The 20,498-nt window shown below is 52.9% G+C and carries 15 protein-coding genes and 1 tRNA gene; 15 read left to right on the plus strand and 1 reads right to left on the minus strand.

The annotated features are described in order from the left end of the window. The first annotated feature begins 167 nt into the window (after positions 1 to 167). The 3 genes from K9N21_07360 (at position 168) to K9N21_07370 (ending at position 5,784) form a co-directional block, all read left to right on the plus strand. Positions 168 to 1,007, plus strand: a complete 840-nt coding sequence (locus tag K9N21_07360) for a tetratricopeptide repeat protein (GenBank protein MCF8143720.1) — start codon at positions 168 to 170, stop codon at positions 1,005 to 1,007. Between the two features lie 126 nt (positions 1,008 to 1,133). Beyond that, the gene (mutS, locus tag K9N21_07365; GenBank protein ID MCF8143721.1) at positions 1,134 to 3,749 is read left to right on the plus strand and encodes a DNA mismatch repair protein MutS; all 2,616 of its coding nucleotides are present in this window, start codon (positions 1,134 to 1,136) and stop codon (positions 3,747 to 3,749) included. A 313-nt stretch (positions 3,750 to 4,062) separates the two neighbouring features. Continuing rightward, positions 4,063 to 5,784, plus strand: a complete 1,722-nt coding sequence (locus K9N21_07370; GenBank protein ID MCF8143722.1) for an N-acetylmuramoyl-L-alanine amidase — start codon at positions 4,063 to 4,065, stop codon at positions 5,782 to 5,784. A gap of 5 nt (positions 5,785 to 5,789) precedes the next feature. Here the strand turns inward: K9N21_07370 and prfB are convergent, their stop codons facing one another. Next, the gene (gene prfB, locus K9N21_07375; protein MCF8143723.1) at positions 5,790 to 6,821 is read right to left on the minus strand and encodes a peptide chain release factor 2; all 1,032 of its coding nucleotides are present in this window, start codon (positions 6,819 to 6,821) and stop codon (positions 5,790 to 5,792) included. Positions 6,822 to 7,502: 681 nt separating this feature from the next. On the opposite strand from prfB, the gene serA reads away from it, so the two are divergent. The 12 genes from serA (at position 7,503) to rho (ending at position 20,489) form a co-directional block, all read left to right on the plus strand. Beyond that, entirely contained in the window at positions 7,503 to 9,083 is a 1,581-nt protein-coding gene (gene serA, locus K9N21_07380) for a phosphoglycerate dehydrogenase (GenBank protein MCF8143724.1), read from the plus strand. A gap of 406 nt (positions 9,084 to 9,489) precedes the next feature. Next, entirely contained in the window at positions 9,490 to 9,888 is a 399-nt protein-coding gene (locus K9N21_07385) for a DUF1844 domain-containing protein (GenBank protein ID MCF8143725.1), read from the plus strand. A gap of 159 nt (positions 9,889 to 10,047) precedes the next feature. Then, a complete protein-coding gene (locus K9N21_07390) occupies positions 10,048 to 11,457 on the plus strand; it encodes a DegQ family serine endoprotease (protein MCF8143726.1) in 1,410 nt (469 codons plus the stop codon). Positions 11,458 to 11,577: 120 nt separating this feature from the next. Next, positions 11,578 to 12,480 (plus strand): 4-(cytidine 5'-diphospho)-2-C-methyl-D-erythritol kinase, encoded by a 903-nt coding sequence (ispE, locus tag K9N21_07395; GenBank protein ID MCF8143727.1) that lies wholly within the window; start codon positions 11,578 to 11,580, stop codon positions 12,478 to 12,480. Positions 12,481 to 12,489: 9 nt separating this feature from the next. Next, positions 12,490 to 12,564: transfer RNA gene (locus K9N21_07400), tRNA-Gln, on the plus strand. 27 nt (positions 12,565 to 12,591) lie between these two features. Then, the gene (locus K9N21_07405; GenBank protein MCF8143728.1) at positions 12,592 to 13,533 is read left to right on the plus strand and encodes a ribose-phosphate pyrophosphokinase; all 942 of its coding nucleotides are present in this window, start codon (positions 12,592 to 12,594) and stop codon (positions 13,531 to 13,533) included. A 74-nt stretch (positions 13,534 to 13,607) separates the two neighbouring features. Continuing rightward, entirely contained in the window at positions 13,608 to 14,261 is a 654-nt protein-coding gene (locus tag K9N21_07410) for a 50S ribosomal protein L25 (protein ID MCF8143729.1), read from the plus strand. A 26-nt stretch (positions 14,262 to 14,287) separates the two neighbouring features. Next, positions 14,288 to 14,863, plus strand: a complete 576-nt coding sequence (gene pth, locus K9N21_07415; GenBank protein ID MCF8143730.1) for an aminoacyl-tRNA hydrolase — start codon at positions 14,288 to 14,290, stop codon at positions 14,861 to 14,863. A 14-nt stretch (positions 14,864 to 14,877) separates the two neighbouring features. After that, positions 14,878 to 16,941: a sodium-translocating pyrophosphatase gene (locus K9N21_07420; GenBank protein ID MCF8143731.1), complete on the plus strand. Its 2,064-nt coding sequence runs from the start codon at positions 14,878 to 14,880 to the stop codon at positions 16,939 to 16,941. Between the two features lie 220 nt (positions 16,942 to 17,161). After that, complete coding sequence (locus tag K9N21_07425) at positions 17,162 to 17,641, plus strand: CarD family transcriptional regulator (GenBank protein MCF8143732.1); 480 nt, start codon at positions 17,162 to 17,164, stop codon at positions 17,639 to 17,641. Between the two features lie 74 nt (positions 17,642 to 17,715). Further along, complete coding sequence (locus tag K9N21_07430) at positions 17,716 to 18,693, plus strand: RluA family pseudouridine synthase (GenBank protein ID MCF8143733.1); 978 nt, start codon at positions 17,716 to 17,718, stop codon at positions 18,691 to 18,693. A 548-nt stretch (positions 18,694 to 19,241) separates the two neighbouring features. Beyond that, entirely contained in the window at positions 19,242 to 20,489 is a 1,248-nt protein-coding gene (gene rho, locus K9N21_07435; protein MCF8143734.1) for a transcription termination factor Rho, read from the plus strand. Positions 20,490 to 20,498: the final 9 nt, after the last annotated feature.

A 20,498-nucleotide genomic window follows, 5' to 3' on the forward strand; every position in this document is an offset into this window, starting at 1 on the left:
CGTTATTTATGTTGTCAAAGAGCATTTTTTAGATGCTTGGAACCGAAAGGAAAAAACTTACACTTTATCCGTTCGCCATTATGAGCATATGCTCATAATGGCGGCTTGATTGAGTTCTGACTTTTTACGAGACCGTCAATATTGATCAGCGTATAAAAATCCGGGCCATGTTCGATCTGGGCAAAGACTACCGGAAAGGGGGATTTCTGAGCCGCGCCCTCAAGACCTTCCTCGAGGTGGCACGGCACGACCCTTCGGATGCAAAGGTTTTAAAAGAGATCGAAAAGATCTACGAAGAATTGAAGGATTGGGAAAACGCCTACGAGACTCGACAGAAGATTGCGCGATTGGAGAAGGGGGATCACCACCACATCCTGGCGCACCATCTGGTTGAAACAGGAAAGAAATACCAGGAGAGTGGGGATTCGGGAAGGGCAAAGTCTCTCTTTTCCAAAGCCATATCCACGGACAGGCGGTGTGTGGACGCCTATCTTCATCTGGGAGATCTCTATTTTGCCAAACAGGAGTACAAGAAGGCAATCTCCACCTGGAAAAAGGTCGTGGAGATCACCCCCCAGTTCACATTTCTGGCATATCGCCGGCTCGAAGGGGCCTACTCCCGTATGAGGGATCTGGAGCCGGTGGGGAATTTCCTGAAGGAGTGCTCACGGTCCAACGCCGACGCATTTACCCACATGGCCCTGGCCCGCTACCTGAATAACGAAAACGATGCGGAAGGTGCACTGGGGGAAATCCAAAAGGCGCTCGAACTGGATCCCTCTTTCTGGGAGGCCAGACGATTCAAGGGTGAGATCCTCCTGAACCAGGGGATGGAAAGAGATGTGATCAACGAATATCGTGACCTCATCGTGCATCTCAACGTGCCCTACCTGAGGTTCCAATGCGGAAACTGCGGCTTCGAACCTGCCGAACTTCAGTGGAAGTGCCCCCAGTGCAACCGATGGGATACCATCGGCATGATGGATTCCAAGGGAGCAGCCGTCTAATTTCGCTTTCGGAACGTCTGCGATGGATGGGCGACTCAGGAAAGGCATCAGACAAGGGGGTATGGATCTGAATTTTTCAGCGCAACCGTCAATGAAAGATACGCAATCGTCAATTTCCAATTCCAAATGACCCTAATGACACCTATGCTGAGGCAATACATGGGCATCAAGGATCAATTCCCTGATGCCATTTTATTTTTTCGCATGGGTGATTTCTATGAAATGTTTTTTGATGATGCGCGTATCGCTTCCAAGATCTTGGGCATCACCCTGACCTCCCGGGGGACCTACAATGGAGACAAGGTGCCCATGTGCGGCATTCCCCACCATGCGCACCGAACCTATATCGGAAAACTGCTGGACAACGGCTGGAAGGTGGCCATCTGTGAACAGATGGGAGACCCCGGATCGACCAAGGGGATTGTGCAGCGGGAGGTCGTGAGGCTGGTCACGCCCGGATCGGTCGTGGATGAAAAGGAACTGGATGAAAAAACCCCGCTCTTCATGGCTGCCGTGTCGGGAGATGAAGACGCCTACGGACTGGCGCATGCGGACCTTTCTACGGGGGAGTTCAGGGTGACCCAGATGGGGTCTTTTGAGGCGGTTTTGGATGAACTGGCGAGGATCAATCCGGCCGAGGTCCTGATCCCTGAAAACACCCAACAACCGACCCGGAAGGGTCTTTCCGGTTACCGGCTGGAGGTGCTGAAAAGGGATTTTTATGATCCCCGTGATGCAGCATCCCTTCTGAAGGAGCAATTGCAGGTAAGATCCCTGGCCGGATTCGGATGCCGGGATATGCCCCAGGGAATCATCGCAGCCGGGGCCATCGTTTCTTATCTGCGGGCCAGCCAAAAAGGATTCCCCGAGCACATCCGGGAGATCGTGACCTACCACCTGGGCGATTATATGATCTTGGACGAGTCCACATGCGCCCACCTGGAACTGCTGAAAACCATGAGAAGGCAATCGGTGAAAGGATCTCTGTTCCACATTCTGGATCACACCGTCACCCCGATGGGGAGCAGGCTCCTCAAGAACTGGATTTCTTATCCGCTTGTCAACCTTGATAAGATCCGGGAGCGATCAGCGGCTGTGGCCTGCCTCAAGGAGGCCCCCCTGCTGAGGAGAGAAATACGGGATGAACTGAAACAGATCTATGATATTGCGCGCCTGAACGGTCGGATCGCTCTCAAGCGGGCTAATGCAAGGGATCTTATCGCCCTTAAATCCTCCCTCCTGAGGCTCCCATTCATCAAAGATGCCCTCAAGGATTCCAACAGTACCCTGTTGGCCGCCATTGCCTCGGATCTGGATGCCCTCCGGGATATCGCACAGCTGATCGAAGTGTCGATCCATGAAGACCCGCCGGTCTCTCTGAAGGAAGGCGGGCTCATTAAAGAGGGGTATGACGACACACTGGACAGATTGATCTCTTTAGGCCGGGATGGAAAGCGCTGGATCGCCAGATTCGCCCGTTTAGAGCAGGAAAAGACCGGAATATCGAGCCTCAAGGTCGGCTTCAATAAGGTTTTCGGGTATTATATCGAGGTCACCAGGGCCAATCTCCATCTCGTACCCAGCGACTATATCCGGAAGCAGACTCTGGCCAATGGCGAACGCTATATTACGGAGGCGTTGAAGGTCAAGGAAGGGGAGGTATTGGGTGCCGAAGAAAAGAGAGTCGAACTGGAAGCCGGGATCTTTGAAGGCATCCGGGAAAAAATTGCGCTCGAGAATCAACGGGTGAGAGAGACGGCGGCGCGTATCTCACAGGTGGATGTGATTGCCGGACTCGCAGAGGCCGCGGAGAACAACGATTATACCTGTCCGGAAGTAAACGACGGCACCGTGCTCGATATTCTTCAGGGAAGACACCCCGTCATCGAATTGAGCGTCAGAGAGGAGGAGTTCGTCCCCAATGATATCCATTTGGATTCTGAAAAACAGCAGGTGATGATCATCACCGGTCCGAATATGGCAGGCAAATCCACTATCCTGCGGCAGACGGCATTGACCGTGCTGATGGCCCAGATGGGGGGGTTCGTGCCCGCGTCAAGGGCGGTCATCGGACTGGTTGACCGCATTTTTACCAGGGTGGGCGCATCAGACGATCTGGCAAAAGGACAGAGCACCTTCATGGTAGAGATGAATGAAACCGCCAACATCCTGAGACATATGACCCCCAGAAGCCTGATCATCCTGGATGAGATCGGACGAGGAACCAGCACCTATGACGGCCTGAGTATTGCGTGGGCAATTGCAGAAGCCCTTCACGATAAGGAGGGGAAGGGCGTGCGGACGCTTTTCGCCACCCATTATCACGAACTGACCGAGCTGGTGGCCACCAAACAGAGAGTCAAGAATTTCAATATTGCGGTCAGGGAATGGAATGACAAGATTATCTTCCTGAGAAAGCTGGTCCCCGGGGGGACCAGCCGGAGTTACGGAATCCAGGTTGCCCAGATTGCGGGAATCCCGGCAACCGTTATCCGGCGGGCCAAGGAGATTTTAAATAACCTGGAGAAGTCCGAGGCCGATGAAACCGGCAGGCCGCGTCTGGCCCGTCATGGGGCCTCGGAATCAGGGGAAGGGGACATGGTGCAGTTGGCCCTTTTCGGGTCCGGGGATCGGGAAATGAGAGAATGGATAAAGGGTCTCGATCTGAACACCATGACTCCGGTGGACGCCCTGGTGACGCTCAACGATCTGAAGAAGCGGCTGGATTCAGGGCTGATGTAACAGAAGTTACGAGGCCAGCAATTCTCATTTCGGGAAAACAGCCATGTGGGAGTACCTTCCCCCGCTAAAGACGGGATCTGCGACAAGCCGCAAAACGTCGTGGCAAGATGCCACTCACACAGAAGTTGACGCGGGTTCTGCCTCATAATGAGGATTGCTGCAAGGCGATTCGGGTTGACGGAAACGCCTTAAGTGATGAAAATGCAAAAAGGTGATATAGGGCGACCGGTGCTGTTGACATGTTCAAAGGTTCCCCACCTCAACAGCGGGAATGAAGGTTCAGGGGTTTAGGGTCAACAAAGATCGTTGGGGCATGAAAAACAGGACTCATTACATCTGGATGGTTCTCTTCTTGGGGGGCATTTTGGTCGCGTCTCCGTCAGCCTTCTGCAAGAGCAAGGCGGGGCCGGAGATCCTGCTCGAGTCCGCCGTTCAGTGCAGAAAGGCCCTGGATGATTCTTCGGAGAAGAAGAAGTACCGTCATCAGTGGCTCAAATGCATAGAACGCTACAAAAAGGTCTATACAACATACCCTGGGAGCAATCAGGCCGTGTGGGCCTTTTATGGTTCAGCCGAGCTTTATGCCGGCCTTTACAGATACTCCGGCCTCGCCAATGATTTGGATGCGGCGATCGCCCTTTACAGAACGTTGACAGCCACATATGAGGACCATGACCTGGCTGATAATGCCCAGTACAGGATCGGTGAGATTTTTTGGGATCTCAAGAAAGATCCGACCCAGGCCTATGTGGAATTCCTGAAGGTCGACGTCAACTTTCCCTCCGGGAATATGCAACCCAAGGCCAGACAGATGCTCAATAAACTGGCTGAGACCCTCAGCACCAAGGACACCCAGACCGGGGGGGCTGAAGTGTCCCGGTCCAAGTCCAACCGCGTTAAGGTAAAGCATATTCGTCACTGGTCGGCCCCCAATTACACACGGGTGGTGATTGATCTTGAGGGCCCCGTCACCTATGATCACCACCTGCTGAAGGCGGACCCGGATCACCATAAGCCCCGCAGGATCTATATGGATCTCGAGAATGCACGTATTCCCAAGGGGATTGAAAGCGCCGTCGCGATCAAGAGCGATCTGCTCCAAAGGGCCAGGGCAGGCCAATATACGTTGAATACCGTGCGCGTGGTTTTGGATATCGAAAGGATAGGCGGATACAAGGTCTTCCACCTCTACGATCCCTTCAGGATTGTGGTGGATGTGCAAGGTCCCAAGGAGACAGACAGAGAGACGCGCTCCGAGATCGTAACCAGCAGGCGGGACCACAGGAAAGACATCCGAAAGGCGGCGTCGCCTGAGCCGATGGTCTCTCTGGCCAGGCAGCTCGGTTTGACTGTAAAGAGGATCGTCATCGATCCGGGACATGGCGGAAAAGATCCCGGTTGTCGGATCGGGGGCCGTTATGAAAAGGATATTACTCTGGCGATTGCCCGGCTCCTGGCCCTCAAATTGAGGGAAAAAATCGGGTGTGAGGTTTTCCTTACCAGGGATGAAGACACCTTTCTATCTTTAGAGCAGCGGACCGCCATCGCCAACATGAAGAAGGCGGACCTCTTTATTTCACTCCATGTCAACGCCCACAAGGACCACCGCATCCACGGATTGGAGACCTATTTTCTCAACATGGCCACGGATCAGAGTGCGGTATTGGTGGCGGCGCGGGAAAACGCCACATCCGAAAAGAGCATCAGCGACCTCCAGACCATCCTAAACGACCTCATGCTGAATACCAAGATCAATGAGTCGAGCCGATTGGCCCATAATGTGCAAAACGGGATGGTGGGGGGCATAAAGACGGCGTATGCAGACATCAGGAGCCTGGGGGTCAAGCAGGCCCCCTTCTATGTCCTGATCGGCGCCGAAATGCCTGCCGTTCTCGTGGAGGTAGGCTTTCTCAGCAATCGCAGGGAAAGGGAGCGGCTGGTCGACAAAAGATATCAGGAGAGTATTACCAACGGCATTTCCGGGGGGATCAGGAGTTATATCGAGAGCATCGATCAGGCCTATCTGGGAGGTTAATCCCCCTATTTCATTCTCAAAAATGCATCGATAAATGTGTCGATGCCACCATCCATGACCCTGTCCACGTTTCCCTCCTCCAAATTTGTCCGATGGTCCTTCACCATCTGGTAGGGATTGAATACATATGATCGGATCTGGCTCCCCCATGCGATCTCTTTCTGGTTCTGGTGCATCTCCTGCTTCTTCTGATCCATTTTGTCTTTTTCAATATCATAGAGCTTTGCCCGCAGCACCTTCATGGCCATGTCCTTGTTGCGGTGCTGGGATTTTTCATTCTGGCACTGGACCACGATTCCCGTGGGAAGATGGGTAATTCTTATGGCTGAGCTGGTCTTGTTCACGTGTTGTCCACCCGGCCCACTGGCCCGGAAGGTATCGATGCGAAGGTCATTTTCATCGATCTCGATCATGATGTCGGTGTCCACTTCAGGGAGGACCGAGACGGATGCAAAGGTGGTGTGCCTCCTTCCTGTGGCGTCAAACGGGGAAATCCTTACCATGCGGTGGATGCCGTGCTCGGACTTGAGATATCCATATGCATACGGCCCGATGACAGTGAAAGTGACGTTTTTTATTCCGGCCTCATCCCCCGGGAGGTAGTCGATGACCTGGACGTCCAGCCCCTTTTCCTCGCCCCAGCGGGTGTACATTCTGAAAAGCATTTCCACCCAGTCTTGGGCCTCAGTCCCTCCGGCCCCTGCATTGATGGCCACAATGGCGTTCCGCTTGTCATCCGGATCTCCGAGGAGGGACGTTAATTCCATCCCCTGTATCTCTTTCCAGAGACGGTCCACATCATGACGCACCTCTTTGAGGACGGTTTCGTCATTTTCTTCATGGGCCATTTCGGCGAGGATCTTTGTGTCTTCTGTCTCCTTGTAGAGGTGTTGCCAGGCGTCAATCTGTTCCCTCATCCAGGCCCTCTCCTGGCTCAGTCGGGAGACCGCTTCCTGGTCCTTCTGCCAGAAACCGGGAGTTGCCATCAATTTTTCAATCTTATCCAGTTCCTGCTGATGGCTGTCCAGGTCAAAGATGACCTCTTAGCGCATCCAGTTGTTCCAGCATGAGTTCGATTTTTTCGATGATTTCTTCAGCCATGGCCGTCACCTCCGTTACTGTTTATGTGGCTAATATTCTAATCCCACAAAAAATTATTTCAAGTCGATTTCCATCCTATGGGAAGACGGGAGAATGAATGGGGATGCCGACACCGTACACCCTTCACCTGAAGGTTTCAGGGGTTTGACAGTGAAGAAGGGCATTTATTCCTTCCTTGTCTCCTTGAACAGGGATGGTAACCCACTATAATCCGGCGGGAATAGCGATTCAACAACTATTTGGGAACCGATAGGGGTAAAGGGGGTGGCAATGTTGCCCCTGCCGGCAATCAAGGCCCCTGTGATGTGTCCTTGGCCATGGGGGGCGTCCAATCCTCAAAAAAACCGGGGAAAAATCCATCGCCTAAAACTGATCTTGACATTTTGGTGCCCTTCTTGATAATGTCCATACTTTATTGAGAAGTCCCTTTGGTTTAGGGGGCTGATAGATTTCCCTCAACATTTTGTTCGGGAACCCAGAAAAATTCTTGCAGGAAGATCAAAAGATCTTCGGTGATAAGGCCTGCTTGAGGGCATTGTTTCCTGTTTGCAGGTGGGATGGCGATTGGCTCGGGGTTATTTTGGTGTTTCCGATGTGTACGGACCAGGAGAGTCGTTATGAAAGTTCTCGTAAGTGATCCTCTATCTGAAGTGGGTGTGGAGATCTTCCAGGAAACGCCTGGAATCGATGTGGACGTTAACACCGGCCTCACACCGGATGAACTGAAGGAAATTATCGGCGGTTATGACGGTCTGGTGATACGTAGCGCCACCCGGGTGACCGCCGATATTCTCGAGGCGGCCGACCGACTGAAGGTCATCGGGCGCGCCGGGATCGGTCTGGATAATGTCGACATCCCCGCAGCCAGCCAGCGTGGGATTGTGGTCATGAACACCCCTGAAGGGAATACCATCACCACGGCCGAACATACCATGGCCATGATTATGGCCCTTTCACGGAACATTCCCCAGGCAACGGCCTCGCTCAAGGACGGAAAATGGGAAAAGAAGAAGTTCAAAGGCCGTGAGCTTTACAACAAGACCCTGGGACTTATCGGCCTGGGACATATCGGTCGGATCGTGGCCGACAGGGCCAAGGGGATGAAGATGAAGGTGATTGTCTATGATCCCTACATCAAGCCGGACCGAATTGAAAAGCTCGATTTTGAACCGGTTTCCCTTGACGCCCTCCTGGATCGCGCGGATTACATTACCGTCCATACCCCCAAGACAGAAGAGACCAAAAATATGTTCAATCGGGAACTCATCTCCAAGATGAAAAAGGGCGCCATGATCGTCAACTGCGCCAGGGGGGGGATCGTCAATGAGGAAGATGCGTATGAAGCGTTGAAATCGGGGCATCTGGGAGGCGCGGCTTTTGACGTATTTGAGACCGAACCGCCCGGGCAGACCCGTCTCATGGAACTCTCTAATTTTATCTGTACCCCTCACCTGGGCGCATCCACCATAGAGGCCCAGGATAACGTGGCCAAAGATGTGGCCGAACAGATCGTCGCCTATCTTCTTCATGGAACCGTAAAGAACGCCGTCAATGTGCCCAGTATCAGTGAAGAACTCATGACGATTTTGAGACCCTTTGTAATCCTCCTCGAGAGGATGGGATCACTGCAGGCCCAGTTGACCGAGAGCGCGCTGGTTAAAGTGGAAGTTCATTACAGAGGGGCCATTACCGAGTACGATGTCACCCCGCTGACCACGGCCCTGCTCAAAGGGATGCTGACGCCGATTCTCAAGCATGATGTGAATTTTGTGAATGCCCCCTATATTGCAGCGGATCGAGGCATTGAGGTGGTGGAGTCAAAGAGCACCACATCGGATGATTTTGCCAGTCTCGTGAAGGTCTCCGCCAAGAGTCTGGAAGGACAAAACATCGTATCCGGCACCATCTTCGGCAAGAATCTGCCCAGGATTCTGCGAATTAACAACTTCTACCTTGAGGCGATTCCCGAGGGTCACATCCTCCTGATCCGCAATGAAAACACCCCGGGCGTCATCGGCGAGATCACCTCGGCCCTCGCCAGGCATCAAATCAACATCGGTCGGATGCAGGTGGGAGAGGAAAAAGAGAAGAAGCAGAACGTGATCCTCATAACCACCGGTACAGTTGTCGGAGATGAGATCCTCAAAGAGATCCGTTCTTTTAAAAATGTATTTTCTGCGCAGCGGATTGAATTGTAGATGGATTGGGGAAATTAGCACCTTATTTCCAATAACCCTGTAACAAAAAACAAGAAAATCTGTTTGTATCTCAGTACGCCTTATTTTATGGACTCACACGGAGCCACCCCGAGTGAAACAACACAGAAAAGGTTTCACGAGGCAGGCAAAGAACACAGAGAAAAGGGCATGTTCCCGTTTATTTTCAAAAAAAAGCCTTTGTGTGCTTTGTGTCTTTGTGTGAGTCCCGCCTGGCGGGATTGGTTGCGGGTATCCGCGTTAGAATCTTTGGTTGTAACTTCTCTGCACCATGCGGAGAAGCTGGTGCCTTGCCGGTGAGCGCGAGGGGGTCTCTTTCTCCCACCTGAGGGCGGGCTTAATTCGCAATTCCTCAACTTATAATATCTCGTATTCAGGAGTCAGGATCATGGCAGAAGAAGAAGAAAAGGGGTTTGTCATCAAGGACAGACGATCATTTGATGAGCAGGGGGAACTTAAAAAGGACGATTCCGAACTCGAAAAGGAACCGGTGAAAAGGGCACCTGAAAAGAAGCCCCCCCCAAAAGAGACGGCATCATCCCCCTTGCCCGAGGTCAACTTTTCATCCCTTATCCTCAGCCTCAGTTCCACGGCCTTTCTCCATTTAGGTGAGATCCCCGATCCCAGCACCGGCGAAAAAACAAAGGACCTGGCACTGGCCAAGCATGTGATCGATACCATCGGGATGCTGAACGAAAAAACCGAGGGAAACCTGAAAAAAGAAGAGAAACAGCTCATCGAAAATATCCTGACAGAACTCCGGTTGCGCTATGTGAAGGCGAAATAGGGAGGAGGGCGGAGAGGAAATCGATAACTGTTCCAAACGCTCACTCTGGGTATCTTCCATCTAAATACAAAGGAAAATGTGGGTATGCTTTTAATGAAAGTTTTTTTAACAGGGGCTGATCGTATGAGTCTGCGGCCGATGCGGTGCTTTTTGGGGGTGATGACGATAGGGCTGATCGCGGCGGCCTTGATCATTTCGGCCTCACCGTCATGGGCCCAGCCAACCGGCCTCCTTCCCGCCGCCCCCGGCTCGTTTTCCGGCCTGGTCAAAAAGGCAAAGGCGTCTGTGGTGAACATCAGCACCGTCAAGACCATTTCCGGAGGGTTGGGCCATCCCTTTTCTTTCGGTGGTCCGTCCGGACCCGACGACCCGTTAAAGGACTTTTTTGACCGCTTCTTTGGTGATCAGATGCCCAAGGACTTTAAGCAGAAGAATCTTGGATCCGGCTTTATCATTGACAAAGACGGGTTTATCCTGACCAATAACCATGTGGTGGAGAAAGCCGATGAGATTACGGTCAAGCTGGCGGATGGAAAGAGCTTTCTGGCAAAGACCATAGGCCGTGATCCCAAGACCGATCTGGCGCTTATCCGGATAGAAAGCGATGAGCAGCTGAGTCCGCTCCCGATGGGCGACTCGGACAGGCTTGAGGTGGGAGACTGGGTCGTGGCCATGGGAAACCCTTTTGGCCTCGACAACACGGTGACCGCCGGGATTGTCAGCGCCAAATACAGACATATCGGGGCCGGACCTTACGAAAATTTCATCCAGACCGATGCCTCCATCAACCCGGGAAACAGCGGAGGACCCCTCTTGAATACCGATGGGCAGGTGATTGGGATCAACACGGTGATTTTTTCCCAGACCGGAGGAAGTATCGGTATCGGGTTCGCCATCCCCATCAACATGGCCAAGGAGATCCTGGAGCAGCTCAAGAAAGGGAAGGTGGTCAGGGGCTGGTTAGGCGTCATGATCCAGAAAATTACCCCTGAGCTGAAAGAGAAACTTGGATTGGAAGACGAAGAAGGGGCCCTGGTGGCAGACGTATCCTCCGGAGGGCCCGCAGAAAAGGCCGGGATTCAGCGCGGGGATGTCATTGTTTCCTTTGATGGAAAGGATATCCATGAAATGAAAGATCTCCCCTATATCGTCGCATCCACGCCCATAGGGAAGACCGTGTCCGTAAAGGTCATTCGAAAGGGTCGGGAAAAGATATTGGATGTTAAGGTAGGAGAGTTAAAGGAGGAAAAAAAGGACATTGCCGAGGAGAGGGGCGGCGCTGAAAAGCGGCTGGGCATAAAGGTGGAGGCACTCACGCCCCGGTTGGCAAAGGATCTGGGCCTGCCTGAAACCGAGGGGCTCGTCATTATTCAGGTGGACGGCAGTTCGCCTGCAGCAGAAGCCGGCCTCAGACCGGGAGATATTATTCTCGAATTGGATCAGCGTCCCATGAAAGATCCCGCTGACTTTCTGAAGAGGATAAAACAGTATAAAGAAGGCGACACCCTCCTCTTTTTGATAAAACGCGGCGACGCCACCCTGTATGTGACAGTGAAGATGGAAGACTGACACGGCAGGCAGCTGTTGGCCCGGCCTCTTGCCACCTGAGGCGGGGCTGTTTCATTCCCTTTATGCGATATGGACACAGGCGTTTCATCCAGACGACCGTCAGTTAATGATCACTCCCCAATGATCAATGAACGATCGTCCACCCATTTCGCCCCTGCCAAGCTGAATGTACGACTAAAAGTCACGGGACGCAGACCGGACGGGTATCATGAGCTGGTTTCTATCATGGTGCCTGTCGGGTTGTATGACCGGCTTGACCTACGGCTCACCTCTGACAAGAAAATTCACATATCCTGTCGAGGCTTTCTTACGCCTTCGGACGAGGAAAATCTTGTCTGTAGAGCGGCCAGGGCCTTTTTTGGCAAAACAGGCATAGACCATGGGATCTTGATAAGGCTTACTAAAAACATACCTGTTGCCGCCGGCTTAGGCGGCGGCAGCAGCGATGCAGCCTGTGTGCTCAAGGTGCTGAACCGGAATTATGGGTATCCGCTGGCACCGGAAGAATTGGCGGAGCTGGCCCTGATGCTGGGCGCAGATGTCCCCTTTTTCCTGGAAGAGGCGCCCTGCATTGCCAGGGGGGTGGGAGAGATCCTGGAACCCATTCTAAACTGGCCGGCCCTTTGGTATATAATTATTATGCCGCCTATCCAGGTGTCTACCTCCTGGGTCTACGGCTGTCTCAACCTATCTCCGGCCTCGAGTGAATTAAAGTTGACAAATGAGGCGTATAAAGATATTGTAAAATATTTAAATAAAAGACCGCTCTTTATTGGTCAAGTGTTGGAAAATGACTTGGAGCGAATTACAGCCGCCCGGTTTCCCATCATCGAACGCATAAAAGGTGTGTTGACAGAGGCGGGAGCGGATGGGGCGCTGATGTCGGGCAGCGGTCCAAGCGTCTTTGGGATTTTCCAGTCAAAAGACCGGGCCTTTCAGGCAAAAGAGGCCTTGGCGGGCAGCAATCTTGGAGAAATGTTTTTGGTGAAAGGTCTTACCGGATCTCCGGTTTCCAACATCTGACTGTGCTACTGGGGTGTCGTCAAGTGGTAAGACACGGGCCTTTGGAGCCCGCATTCGGAGGTTCGAATCCTCCCACCCCAGCCAAATGGGAATTGATGAAGAGGACGCAATTTGGATCAGGAAATAAAACTGTTTGGTGGCACCTCAAATCCTGCATTAACCCTTGAGGTCTGCGATTACCTCGGCATCAGGCCGGGAAAGATCCTGGCCAAGACCTTCAGCGATGGAGAGATCCAGGTGGAAATCGGGGAAAACATCAGAGGAAGGGATGTCTTTGTGATCCAGTCCACCTCTACCCCTGTCAATGACAATCTGATGCAGCTCCTGATTATTATGGATGCCATGAGGCGGGCCTCGGCCGAGCGCGTCACTGCGGTTATCCCCTATTACGGTTATGCGCGACAGGATCGGAAGGTCAAACCGAGGGTCCCCATCACTGCAAAGCTGGTTGCCGATCTGATCACCACTGCGGGGGCAAACCGGGTGGTATCCATGGATCTGCATGCAGGCCAGATTCAAGGCTACTTCAACATTCCTGTCGATAATATCTTTGCCGCGCCCATCCTGCTGAAGTATATCCAAAATAACCTGCAAGACGATCTGGTCATTATCTCACCCGATGCCGGCGGTGTGGAGCGGGCCCGCGCCTTTGCCAAGCGCCTTGATGCATCCTTGGCCATCATAGACAAGAGACGAGAAGCCCCGAATATTGCCCAGGCAATGAACATCATCGGCGAGGTGAAGGGGAAGACCGCCATCATTCTTGACGATATGGTGGATACCGCAGGGACACTCACGCAGGCCGCCGCCGCGCTGAAGGACCGGGGTGCCCGCAAAATCCATGCCTGCTGCACCCATCCTGTCCTTTCAGGGCCGTCCATTGAGAGAATCGATGCCTCGCCGATCGACAGCCTGGTCGTTACCAATACCATCCCCCTGAATGAGCAGGCCAGGGATTGCCGCAAAATCATTGTCTTATCCATTGCAGAACTGTTAGGGGAAACCATCAAAAGAAGTCATAACTCTCATTCAGTCAGCACGTTGTTTGTCTAGCTTACAAAAAAACGCCTGAAGATATTCAGGAATTTTTTCGCTTGTGAAAAATTTTATTAATAGGGGAGGATCCCATGCATCAGTTAACACTTGCCGCCCAGGAAAGAGACCAAAAGGGAAAGGGCGCAGCCAGAAAATTCAGGAAAAATAATCAGCTGCCGGCGATATTCTACGGCCCGAACACCGATCCGATGATGCTGGCCGTCAATTACCACGAATTCGAGCGGATCACCAAATTGTCCGGATTCGAGAATACCATTCTGGATCTTAAAATCACCTCTCGCCACGGGGAAGAGACCCGGAAGGCGATGGTGAAGGACCTCATGATGGATCCTGTCAAGAATAATTATCTTCATGCCGACTTCTATGAAATCTCCATGGATAAGGAGATCACGGTGGATATCCCCATCCGCCTGGTAAACACGCCGATAGGCGTGACAGATGGCGGATTTCTCCAGATTGTGCGGAGAGAACTTACCGTGTCCTGTCTTCCTGATAGGTTAATAGATTCTCTGGAGATCGATGTGGCTGGATTGGAGATGGGAGATTCGGTTCATATCCGAGACATCGCGCTTCCGGAAGGGATCACCAGCGTGGAAGAAGGGGATCTTACGGTAGCCGTGGTCTCCGCACCTGTGGGAGGATTAGAGGGAATCGCTGAAGAGGGAATCGAGGAAGAAACGGCAGTCTCAGAAGAGGAAACTGCTGAAGGAACTAAGGAAGAATAGGAAGGGGGTGAACAGTAACAGGCAATTTGCACTTGATTGTGGGCCTCGGCAATCCCGGACCGGGATATGAAACATCGAGACATAATACAGGGTTTAAGGTTATTGACCTGTGGTGCAAGGATCTGGGGCTGTCCTTAAGCAGCCGCCGCTTCCGTGCAAAGACCATCCGGGCGGAATTCCGGGGAAATAGGATTATATTTCTTTGCCCCCTGACCTTTATGAACTTGAGCGGTGAATCGGTCAGGGCCTGTGCCAGCTATTATGCCCTGGAGACCAACAGGATTTTGGTGGTTCATGACGATCTGGACCTCCCCCTGGGAAGGATAAAGGTCGCCAAGAACGGCGGGGCCGGAGGGCACAAAGGTGTATCATCCATCATCCGACATCTGGGGAGCACGGATTTTTGCCGGGTTAAAGTCGGAATAGGCCGTCCACGGTATAGCGAGGCCGTGGAAAATTTTGTCCTGGCTCCCTTTTATGCCGATGAAAGGCAGCTTGCCCAAGAAGCGATCCGGGCGGCTGTGAACGCATGCGAACGATTTGTTTTGGAAGGGGTTGAATCGGCGATGAATCATATCAATCGCCTGAATTTAGTAAACTAAGGAGGAAAAAACTGATGCAGGGATTAACCATTTATGCCCCCTTCTTGGGGATACTGAGCCTGATTATTGCGTGGCTCATCTACGGCTATGTAAAAAAGCAGCCTAATGGCAATCAACTGATGCAGGAACTGGAGTCTGCCATTCATACAGGCGCGATGGCCTTTTTGAAAAAAGAGTATTCCGTGCTTGTTGTTTTTATTGCCATTGTGTTTGTCCTTCTGGGCTGGGGGATTTCATGGAAAACCGCGATTGCCTTCTTGACCGGAACTGCATGCTCCATTGCCGCAGGCTATTCAGGGATGACCGCGGCCACAAGGGGCAATTCCAGGACCGCCGAGGCAGCCAATAAGCATGGCCAGGCAAAGGCCCTGAATGTGTCGTACTTTTCCGGATCGGTCATGGGTCTGGCCGTAGCAGGGCTTGGAATGCTGGGCCTGGGCTTCTGGTTCTGGATCTATGGCGGTTCTCCGGACACGGCCCAGTACATCAACGGCTTTGCCATGGGGGCCAGTTCCATCGCCCTCTTTGCCCGTGTGGGCGGCGGGATCTACACCAAGGCCGCGGACGTGGGTGCCGACCTGGTGGGCAAGGTGGAAGCGGGCATTCCCGAAGATGACCCCAGGAACCCGGGCGTCATCGCTGACAACGTGGGAGACAACGTAGGAGATATCGCCGGTATGGGGGCGGATATCTTCGAGTCGTTTGTCGGTTCCGTGATCGCCACCATTGCCATCGGTGCGACCATGGCCATTACCCCCGACTTCCTGGCACAGTTTCCGGTTCTCAAAGACCTCGATCCCGTTGCCATCAAATTGAAATACATGTCCATGCCCATCCTGGTGGTCATGGCAGGCCTGATCAGTTCCTTTTTCGGCGTATTTTCCATCAAGATTTTCCAGAAAGGGAATCCTGCCGGGGCGTTGAGATATACCACCTTTGTGGCGGCCATTATTTTCATTATCCTTACCTATATCGTCACCAAGTCCATCGGCATGCCGATGGGGGCATTCTGGGCGATTTTTTCCGGGCTCCTGTGCGGCATCGCCATCGGTCTTTTGGCCGAATATTACACATCAGGACCGCCTGTCAAGTATATCGCCAAACAGTCCGAGACCGGTGCTGCCACGCTCCTTATTGCCGGTCTGGCCGTGGGCATGCAGTCCACATGGCTTCCGATCATGGGTATCTGTATCGCCACGTTTGTCGGCTACACCACAGCCGGGATCTACGGAATCGGTCTTTCCGCGGTGGGCATGCTGGCCACGGTGGGGGCGACCATGACGGTGGATGCGTATGGACCCATCGCCGACAATGCCGGCGGGATTTCCGAGATGTCCGGTTTGGGACCCGAGACACGTAAGATTACCGATAGCCTGGATGCCCTGGGCAACACCACCGCGGCCATCGGCAAGGGGTTTGCCATCGGATCTGCGGCCTTGACGGCCCTGGCCCTGTTCGTGGCCTATATTCAGGCGGCAGGCCTTGACATGATCCGCCTCGACGACCCGATGGTGGTCATCGGCGTCCTTCTCGGCGCGATGGTTCCCATGACCTGCGCGGCCCTCACCATGACGTCGGTGGGCAAGGCCGCCTTTGCCATCGTGGAGGAGATCCGTCGGCAGTTTCGAGAAATTCCGGGCCTTCTGGAAGGCAAAGAGGGCGCCAAGCCCGACCCGGCCAGGTGTGTTTCCATCGCCACAGCGTCTTCCTTGAAAGAGATGGTGGCCCCGGGCCTCATTGCGGTCCTCTCGCCTGTGGCCGTGGGCTTCCTGCTTGGAACCAAGACGCTGGGCGGGATGCTCCTTGGCGCCACGGTCATGGGCGCATTCCTGGCCCTGTACATGGCCAACGCCGGCGGCGCCTGGGATAATGCCAAGAAATGGATCGAGGCTGGGAACCTGGGCGGAAAAGGTTCCAACAACCATAAGGCCGCCGTGGTAGGCGACACCGTGGGCGATCCGTTCAAAGACACCTCGGGTCCTGCCATGAACATCCTGATCAAACTAATGTCCGTGGTGGCCCTGGTCCTTGCCCCCATTCTTCCGGTGGTCGGGTTGTTCCTGAAGGTGTTTGAGTAAAGAAAAATTGGTGTATGTTCATATGTTTCACAGCCTGTAAGGCCCATGGCAGAAGGAGGAACCCTTTTGCCACCGGGCCTGCGGCTGTGAGGCCTGATTCCGTGCCTGCGGAACCGTGACTGAAATGGCCGCTGATTTAGAGCGGCCGTCCTGAGGAATTGAGGGATTGATATGCTTCCGCGTTCCCTGATGCCTCACGATTTGAGTTAAGGAGGTCTAAATGTTCAGTGTGGGTGATTTGGCCGTATATCCTGCGCATGGCGTCGGCATCATCGAGAGGATTGAAAACCAGGAAATCTCCGGTTGTGAACAGGATTTTTATGTCATGCGAATTCTCGATAACAATATGATTATCATGATTCCCACCAGCAACGTGAATAATGTGGGGCTGAGGGAGATTATCAATGAGACAGAGCTTCCGAGGCTCTACTCCATTCTGGAAAAAAGGGACGTTGCCCTTGACAATCAGACCTGGAACCGGCGTTACAGAGAGTACATGGACAAGATTAAAACCGGCTCCGTGTTTGAGGTTGCCGAGGTGTATCGCGATCTGTTGATGCTGAGGGTGGAAAAGGAGCTTTCTTTCGGTGAAAGAAAGATGTTGGAAACCGCCCGAAGCCTGCTGATCAAGGAAATATCCCTTGCAAAACAGATCGGCGAATCGCAGGTGGAGAAAGACCTCGATGGAATGTTTTCCTGATCCACATAATTGGTATCGTCCCTGTCCTCGGCACCTCAATGAAATGATCTCAGCACCCGTCAGCATGTTTATGAATGTCACGGAATCCCGACAGGATATTTTTCTGTGAAATACCTGAGAACGAACAGGGTACCCGGTTGGATGTTTTTCTCTGCAACAATTCAATCGGTCTGTCTCGGTCAAGGATACAGTCGCTCATCAAGGAGGGTCACGCCAGGGTAAACGGCTGTGCTTCCAAGGCGAGCCATAAACTGAAGGCGGGGGATCAGGTTCTTCTTGCCATTCCCCCTCCGTCAGAAATGATTCTCACGCCCGATGATGTCGAATTTCAGGTTGTTTTCGAAGATGAGGCCTTGATTGTTCTGTCAAAGCCTGCAGGGGTGGTGGTTCACCCCGGCCCCGGGCATTCAACCAAGACACTGGTCCATGGGCTTCTCAAACACTGCAAAGATCTCTCCGGTATCGGGGGTACACTGAGGCCTGGAATTGTGCACCGCCTGGACAAGAATACGTCCGGACTTATGGTGGCGGCAAAAAACGACCTTGCCCACGCCGCTTTATCGGGACAATTCAAGGGCGGCCGGGTGCAAAAAGAATATCTCGCGCTCGTGCATGGACACCTGAGCGGAGAAAAGGGGGAAATCGCCCTCCCCATCGCCCGACATCCTGTCCGACGAAAAGAGATGGCGGTGGTAGAATCCGGCAGGCACGCGCTGTCCCTGTGGCGGAACCTGATGGAGTTCCAAAGCGGCTTTTCTCTCCTGTCCGTTTCCATTAAGACCGGGCGCACCCACCAGATTCGCGTGCACCTCTCCCACATCGGCCATCCCGTTGCTGGAGATCCGGTCTATGGATACCGGCGAGATCGCCGGAGAAAGCCCTCCACAGGCAAAGCGGAGCTCCTGCCCGATTTTGGCAGACAGATGCTGCACGCGAGCCGTTTGGGGTTCCTCCATCCGGTGACCCAGGACTATATGGAATTCGAATCGGCCCTGCCATATGACATGAAACATGCGTTGGACTGTCTGAAATCGCTGGAATTGCAACCATAACTCGGAATCCTGTTCTGAAAAGCCTTGACATTGGAGATATCGCGTCTATAATGATGTGCATCTTAAATCTTTCCTGCCTTTCGGAGGATTCGGTACAGACCGGATATCTGTGTAGACTTCATAACAACTCTGCTGAGTAACTTTCATTAACTCACACAAAAGGGTTTTTTCATACACGGCCTCCTGTCCGCAAGAGGGCTTTCGTGTCTTTCAAAATTATATTCATTACAGTCGACCTGCGTCGGACTTCATACGCTTTCCGGTCGAGCGTCAGACACCCGGGCGACGGAAATATGGTAAAATTCAATCGGATTACATACCTCCTGAATGCTCTATAGAAATCATCATATGGTTGAGCGGCCGAACCTTCTTTGGAAGGGGTCATCTGTATCGATCCGGCCGGGCAAAGGTTCTTGCTCGACCTGAATTCGAATGTACTGAGGAACCAACGAAAGAACAGACAAGGACAGTGCCTTGACTGCTTGACCTCACAATCACGCAACTTTTTAACCACCTCATTAACGAGGCTGTGACAATGGAGAGAACAGATGAATCTTGTTGAACTTAAAGAAATGAAGATCAGCCAGCTGACTGAAATGGCAAAAGAGTTTAATATTGAGGGGGCCTCCGGGATGCGGAAGCAGGATCTCACGTTTGCCCTGCTGCAGGCCCATTCCGCCCGAAACGGATTGATATATGGTGAAGGGGTCCTGGAAATTCTTCCAGATGGTTTCGGGTTCCTGCGGGCCCCGGACGCCAACTACCTTCCCGGTCCTGACGATATCTATATCTCTCCCTCCCAGATCCGCCGGTTTAACCTGAGAAAGGGGGATACGGTCTCCGGCCAGATACGGCCGCCCAAGGAATCGGAGCGGTATTTTGCCCTCCTAAAAGTGGAAAAGGTGAATCATCAGGACCCGGAGATATCCAGAGAAAAGATCCTGTTTGACAACCTTACCCCGCTCTACCCCGATAAGAGGATCCCTTTGGAGGTTTCTTCCGACAACTATTCCACGAGAATCATGGATCTGATGACGCCGATCGGAAAAGGGCAGCGGGGTCTGATTGTCGCTCCGCCGAGGACGGGGAAGACCATGCTCCTTCAAAATGTCGCCAATGCCGTTTCGGCCAACGATAAAGAGATCCACAAGATTGTCCTTCTCATTGATGAACGGCCTGAAGAGGTCACCGATATGGCTCGATCCGTGGACGCCGAAGTGATCAGTTCCACTTTTGACGAACCCCCTCACCGCCACGTCCAGGTCGCGGAGATGGTCATTGAGAAGGCCAAGAGACTGGTAGAGCACAAACTGGATGTCTTGATCCTTTTGGACAGTATTACCCGCTTGGCAAGGGCCTATAACTCGGTGGTTCCCCCGAGTGGAAAGATTCTCTCCGGCGGGCTCGATTCCAATGCCCTCCACAAGCCCAAACGCTTCTTCGGAGCAGCCCGCAATATTGAGGAGGGGGGCAGCCTCACCATTATTGCCACGGCACTCATCGATACGGGGAGCAGGATGGATGAGGTTATCTTTGAGGAGTTCAAAGGCACGGGCAATATGGAGATTCACCTGGATCGGAAATTGAGCGACAGACGGGTTTTCCCATCCATTGACATCAATCTCTCAGGAACCCGTAAGGAAGAACTCCTGTTGGATGAGGCGGACCTCAACCGCATCTGGATTCTGCGCAAGCTCCTTGCGCCCCTGACACCGGTGGACAGCATGGAATTCTTGCTTGAAAAAATTAAGGGAACAAAGGATAATAAGGAATTCTTGAGCTCAATGAGCGATTAATTTTTGTGA

Source organism: Deltaproteobacteria bacterium, assembly GCA_021737785.1.
Lineage (GTDB): Bacteria > Desulfobacterota > DSM-4660 > Desulfatiglandales > Desulfatiglandaceae > AUK324.

What these genes read in the sequence shown, in the direction of transcription:
- K9N21_07360 (MCF8143720.1), top strand. Translation starts at nt 168, where the DNA reads ATGTTCGATCTGGGCAAAGACTACCGGAAAGGGGGATTTCTGAGCCGC.
- mutS (MCF8143721.1), top strand. Translation starts at nt 1,134, where the DNA reads ATGACCCTAATGACACCTATGCTGAGGCAATACATGGGCATCAAGGAT.
- K9N21_07370 (MCF8143722.1), top strand. Translation starts at nt 4,063, where the DNA reads ATGAAAAACAGGACTCATTACATCTGGATGGTTCTCTTCTTGGGGGGC.
- serA (MCF8143724.1), top strand. Translation starts at nt 7,503, where the DNA reads ATGAAAGTTCTCGTAAGTGATCCTCTATCTGAAGTGGGTGTGGAGATC.
- K9N21_07385 (MCF8143725.1), top strand. Translation starts at nt 9,490, where the DNA reads ATGGCAGAAGAAGAAGAAAAGGGGTTTGTCATCAAGGACAGACGATCA.
- K9N21_07390 (MCF8143726.1), top strand. Translation starts at nt 10,048, where the DNA reads ATGACGATAGGGCTGATCGCGGCGGCCTTGATCATTTCGGCCTCACCG.
- ispE (MCF8143727.1), top strand. Translation starts at nt 11,578, where the DNA reads ATGATCAATGAACGATCGTCCACCCATTTCGCCCCTGCCAAGCTGAAT.
- K9N21_07410 (MCF8143729.1), top strand. Translation starts at nt 13,608, where the DNA reads ATGCATCAGTTAACACTTGCCGCCCAGGAAAGAGACCAAAAGGGAAAG.
- K9N21_07420 (MCF8143731.1), top strand. Translation starts at nt 14,878, where the DNA reads ATGCAGGGATTAACCATTTATGCCCCCTTCTTGGGGATACTGAGCCTG.
- K9N21_07425 (MCF8143732.1), top strand. Translation starts at nt 17,162, where the DNA reads ATGTTCAGTGTGGGTGATTTGGCCGTATATCCTGCGCATGGCGTCGGC.
- K9N21_07430 (MCF8143733.1), top strand. Translation starts at nt 17,716, where the DNA reads ATGTCACGGAATCCCGACAGGATATTTTTCTGTGAAATACCTGAGAAC.
- rho (MCF8143734.1), top strand. Translation starts at nt 19,242, where the DNA reads ATGAATCTTGTTGAACTTAAAGAAATGAAGATCAGCCAGCTGACTGAA.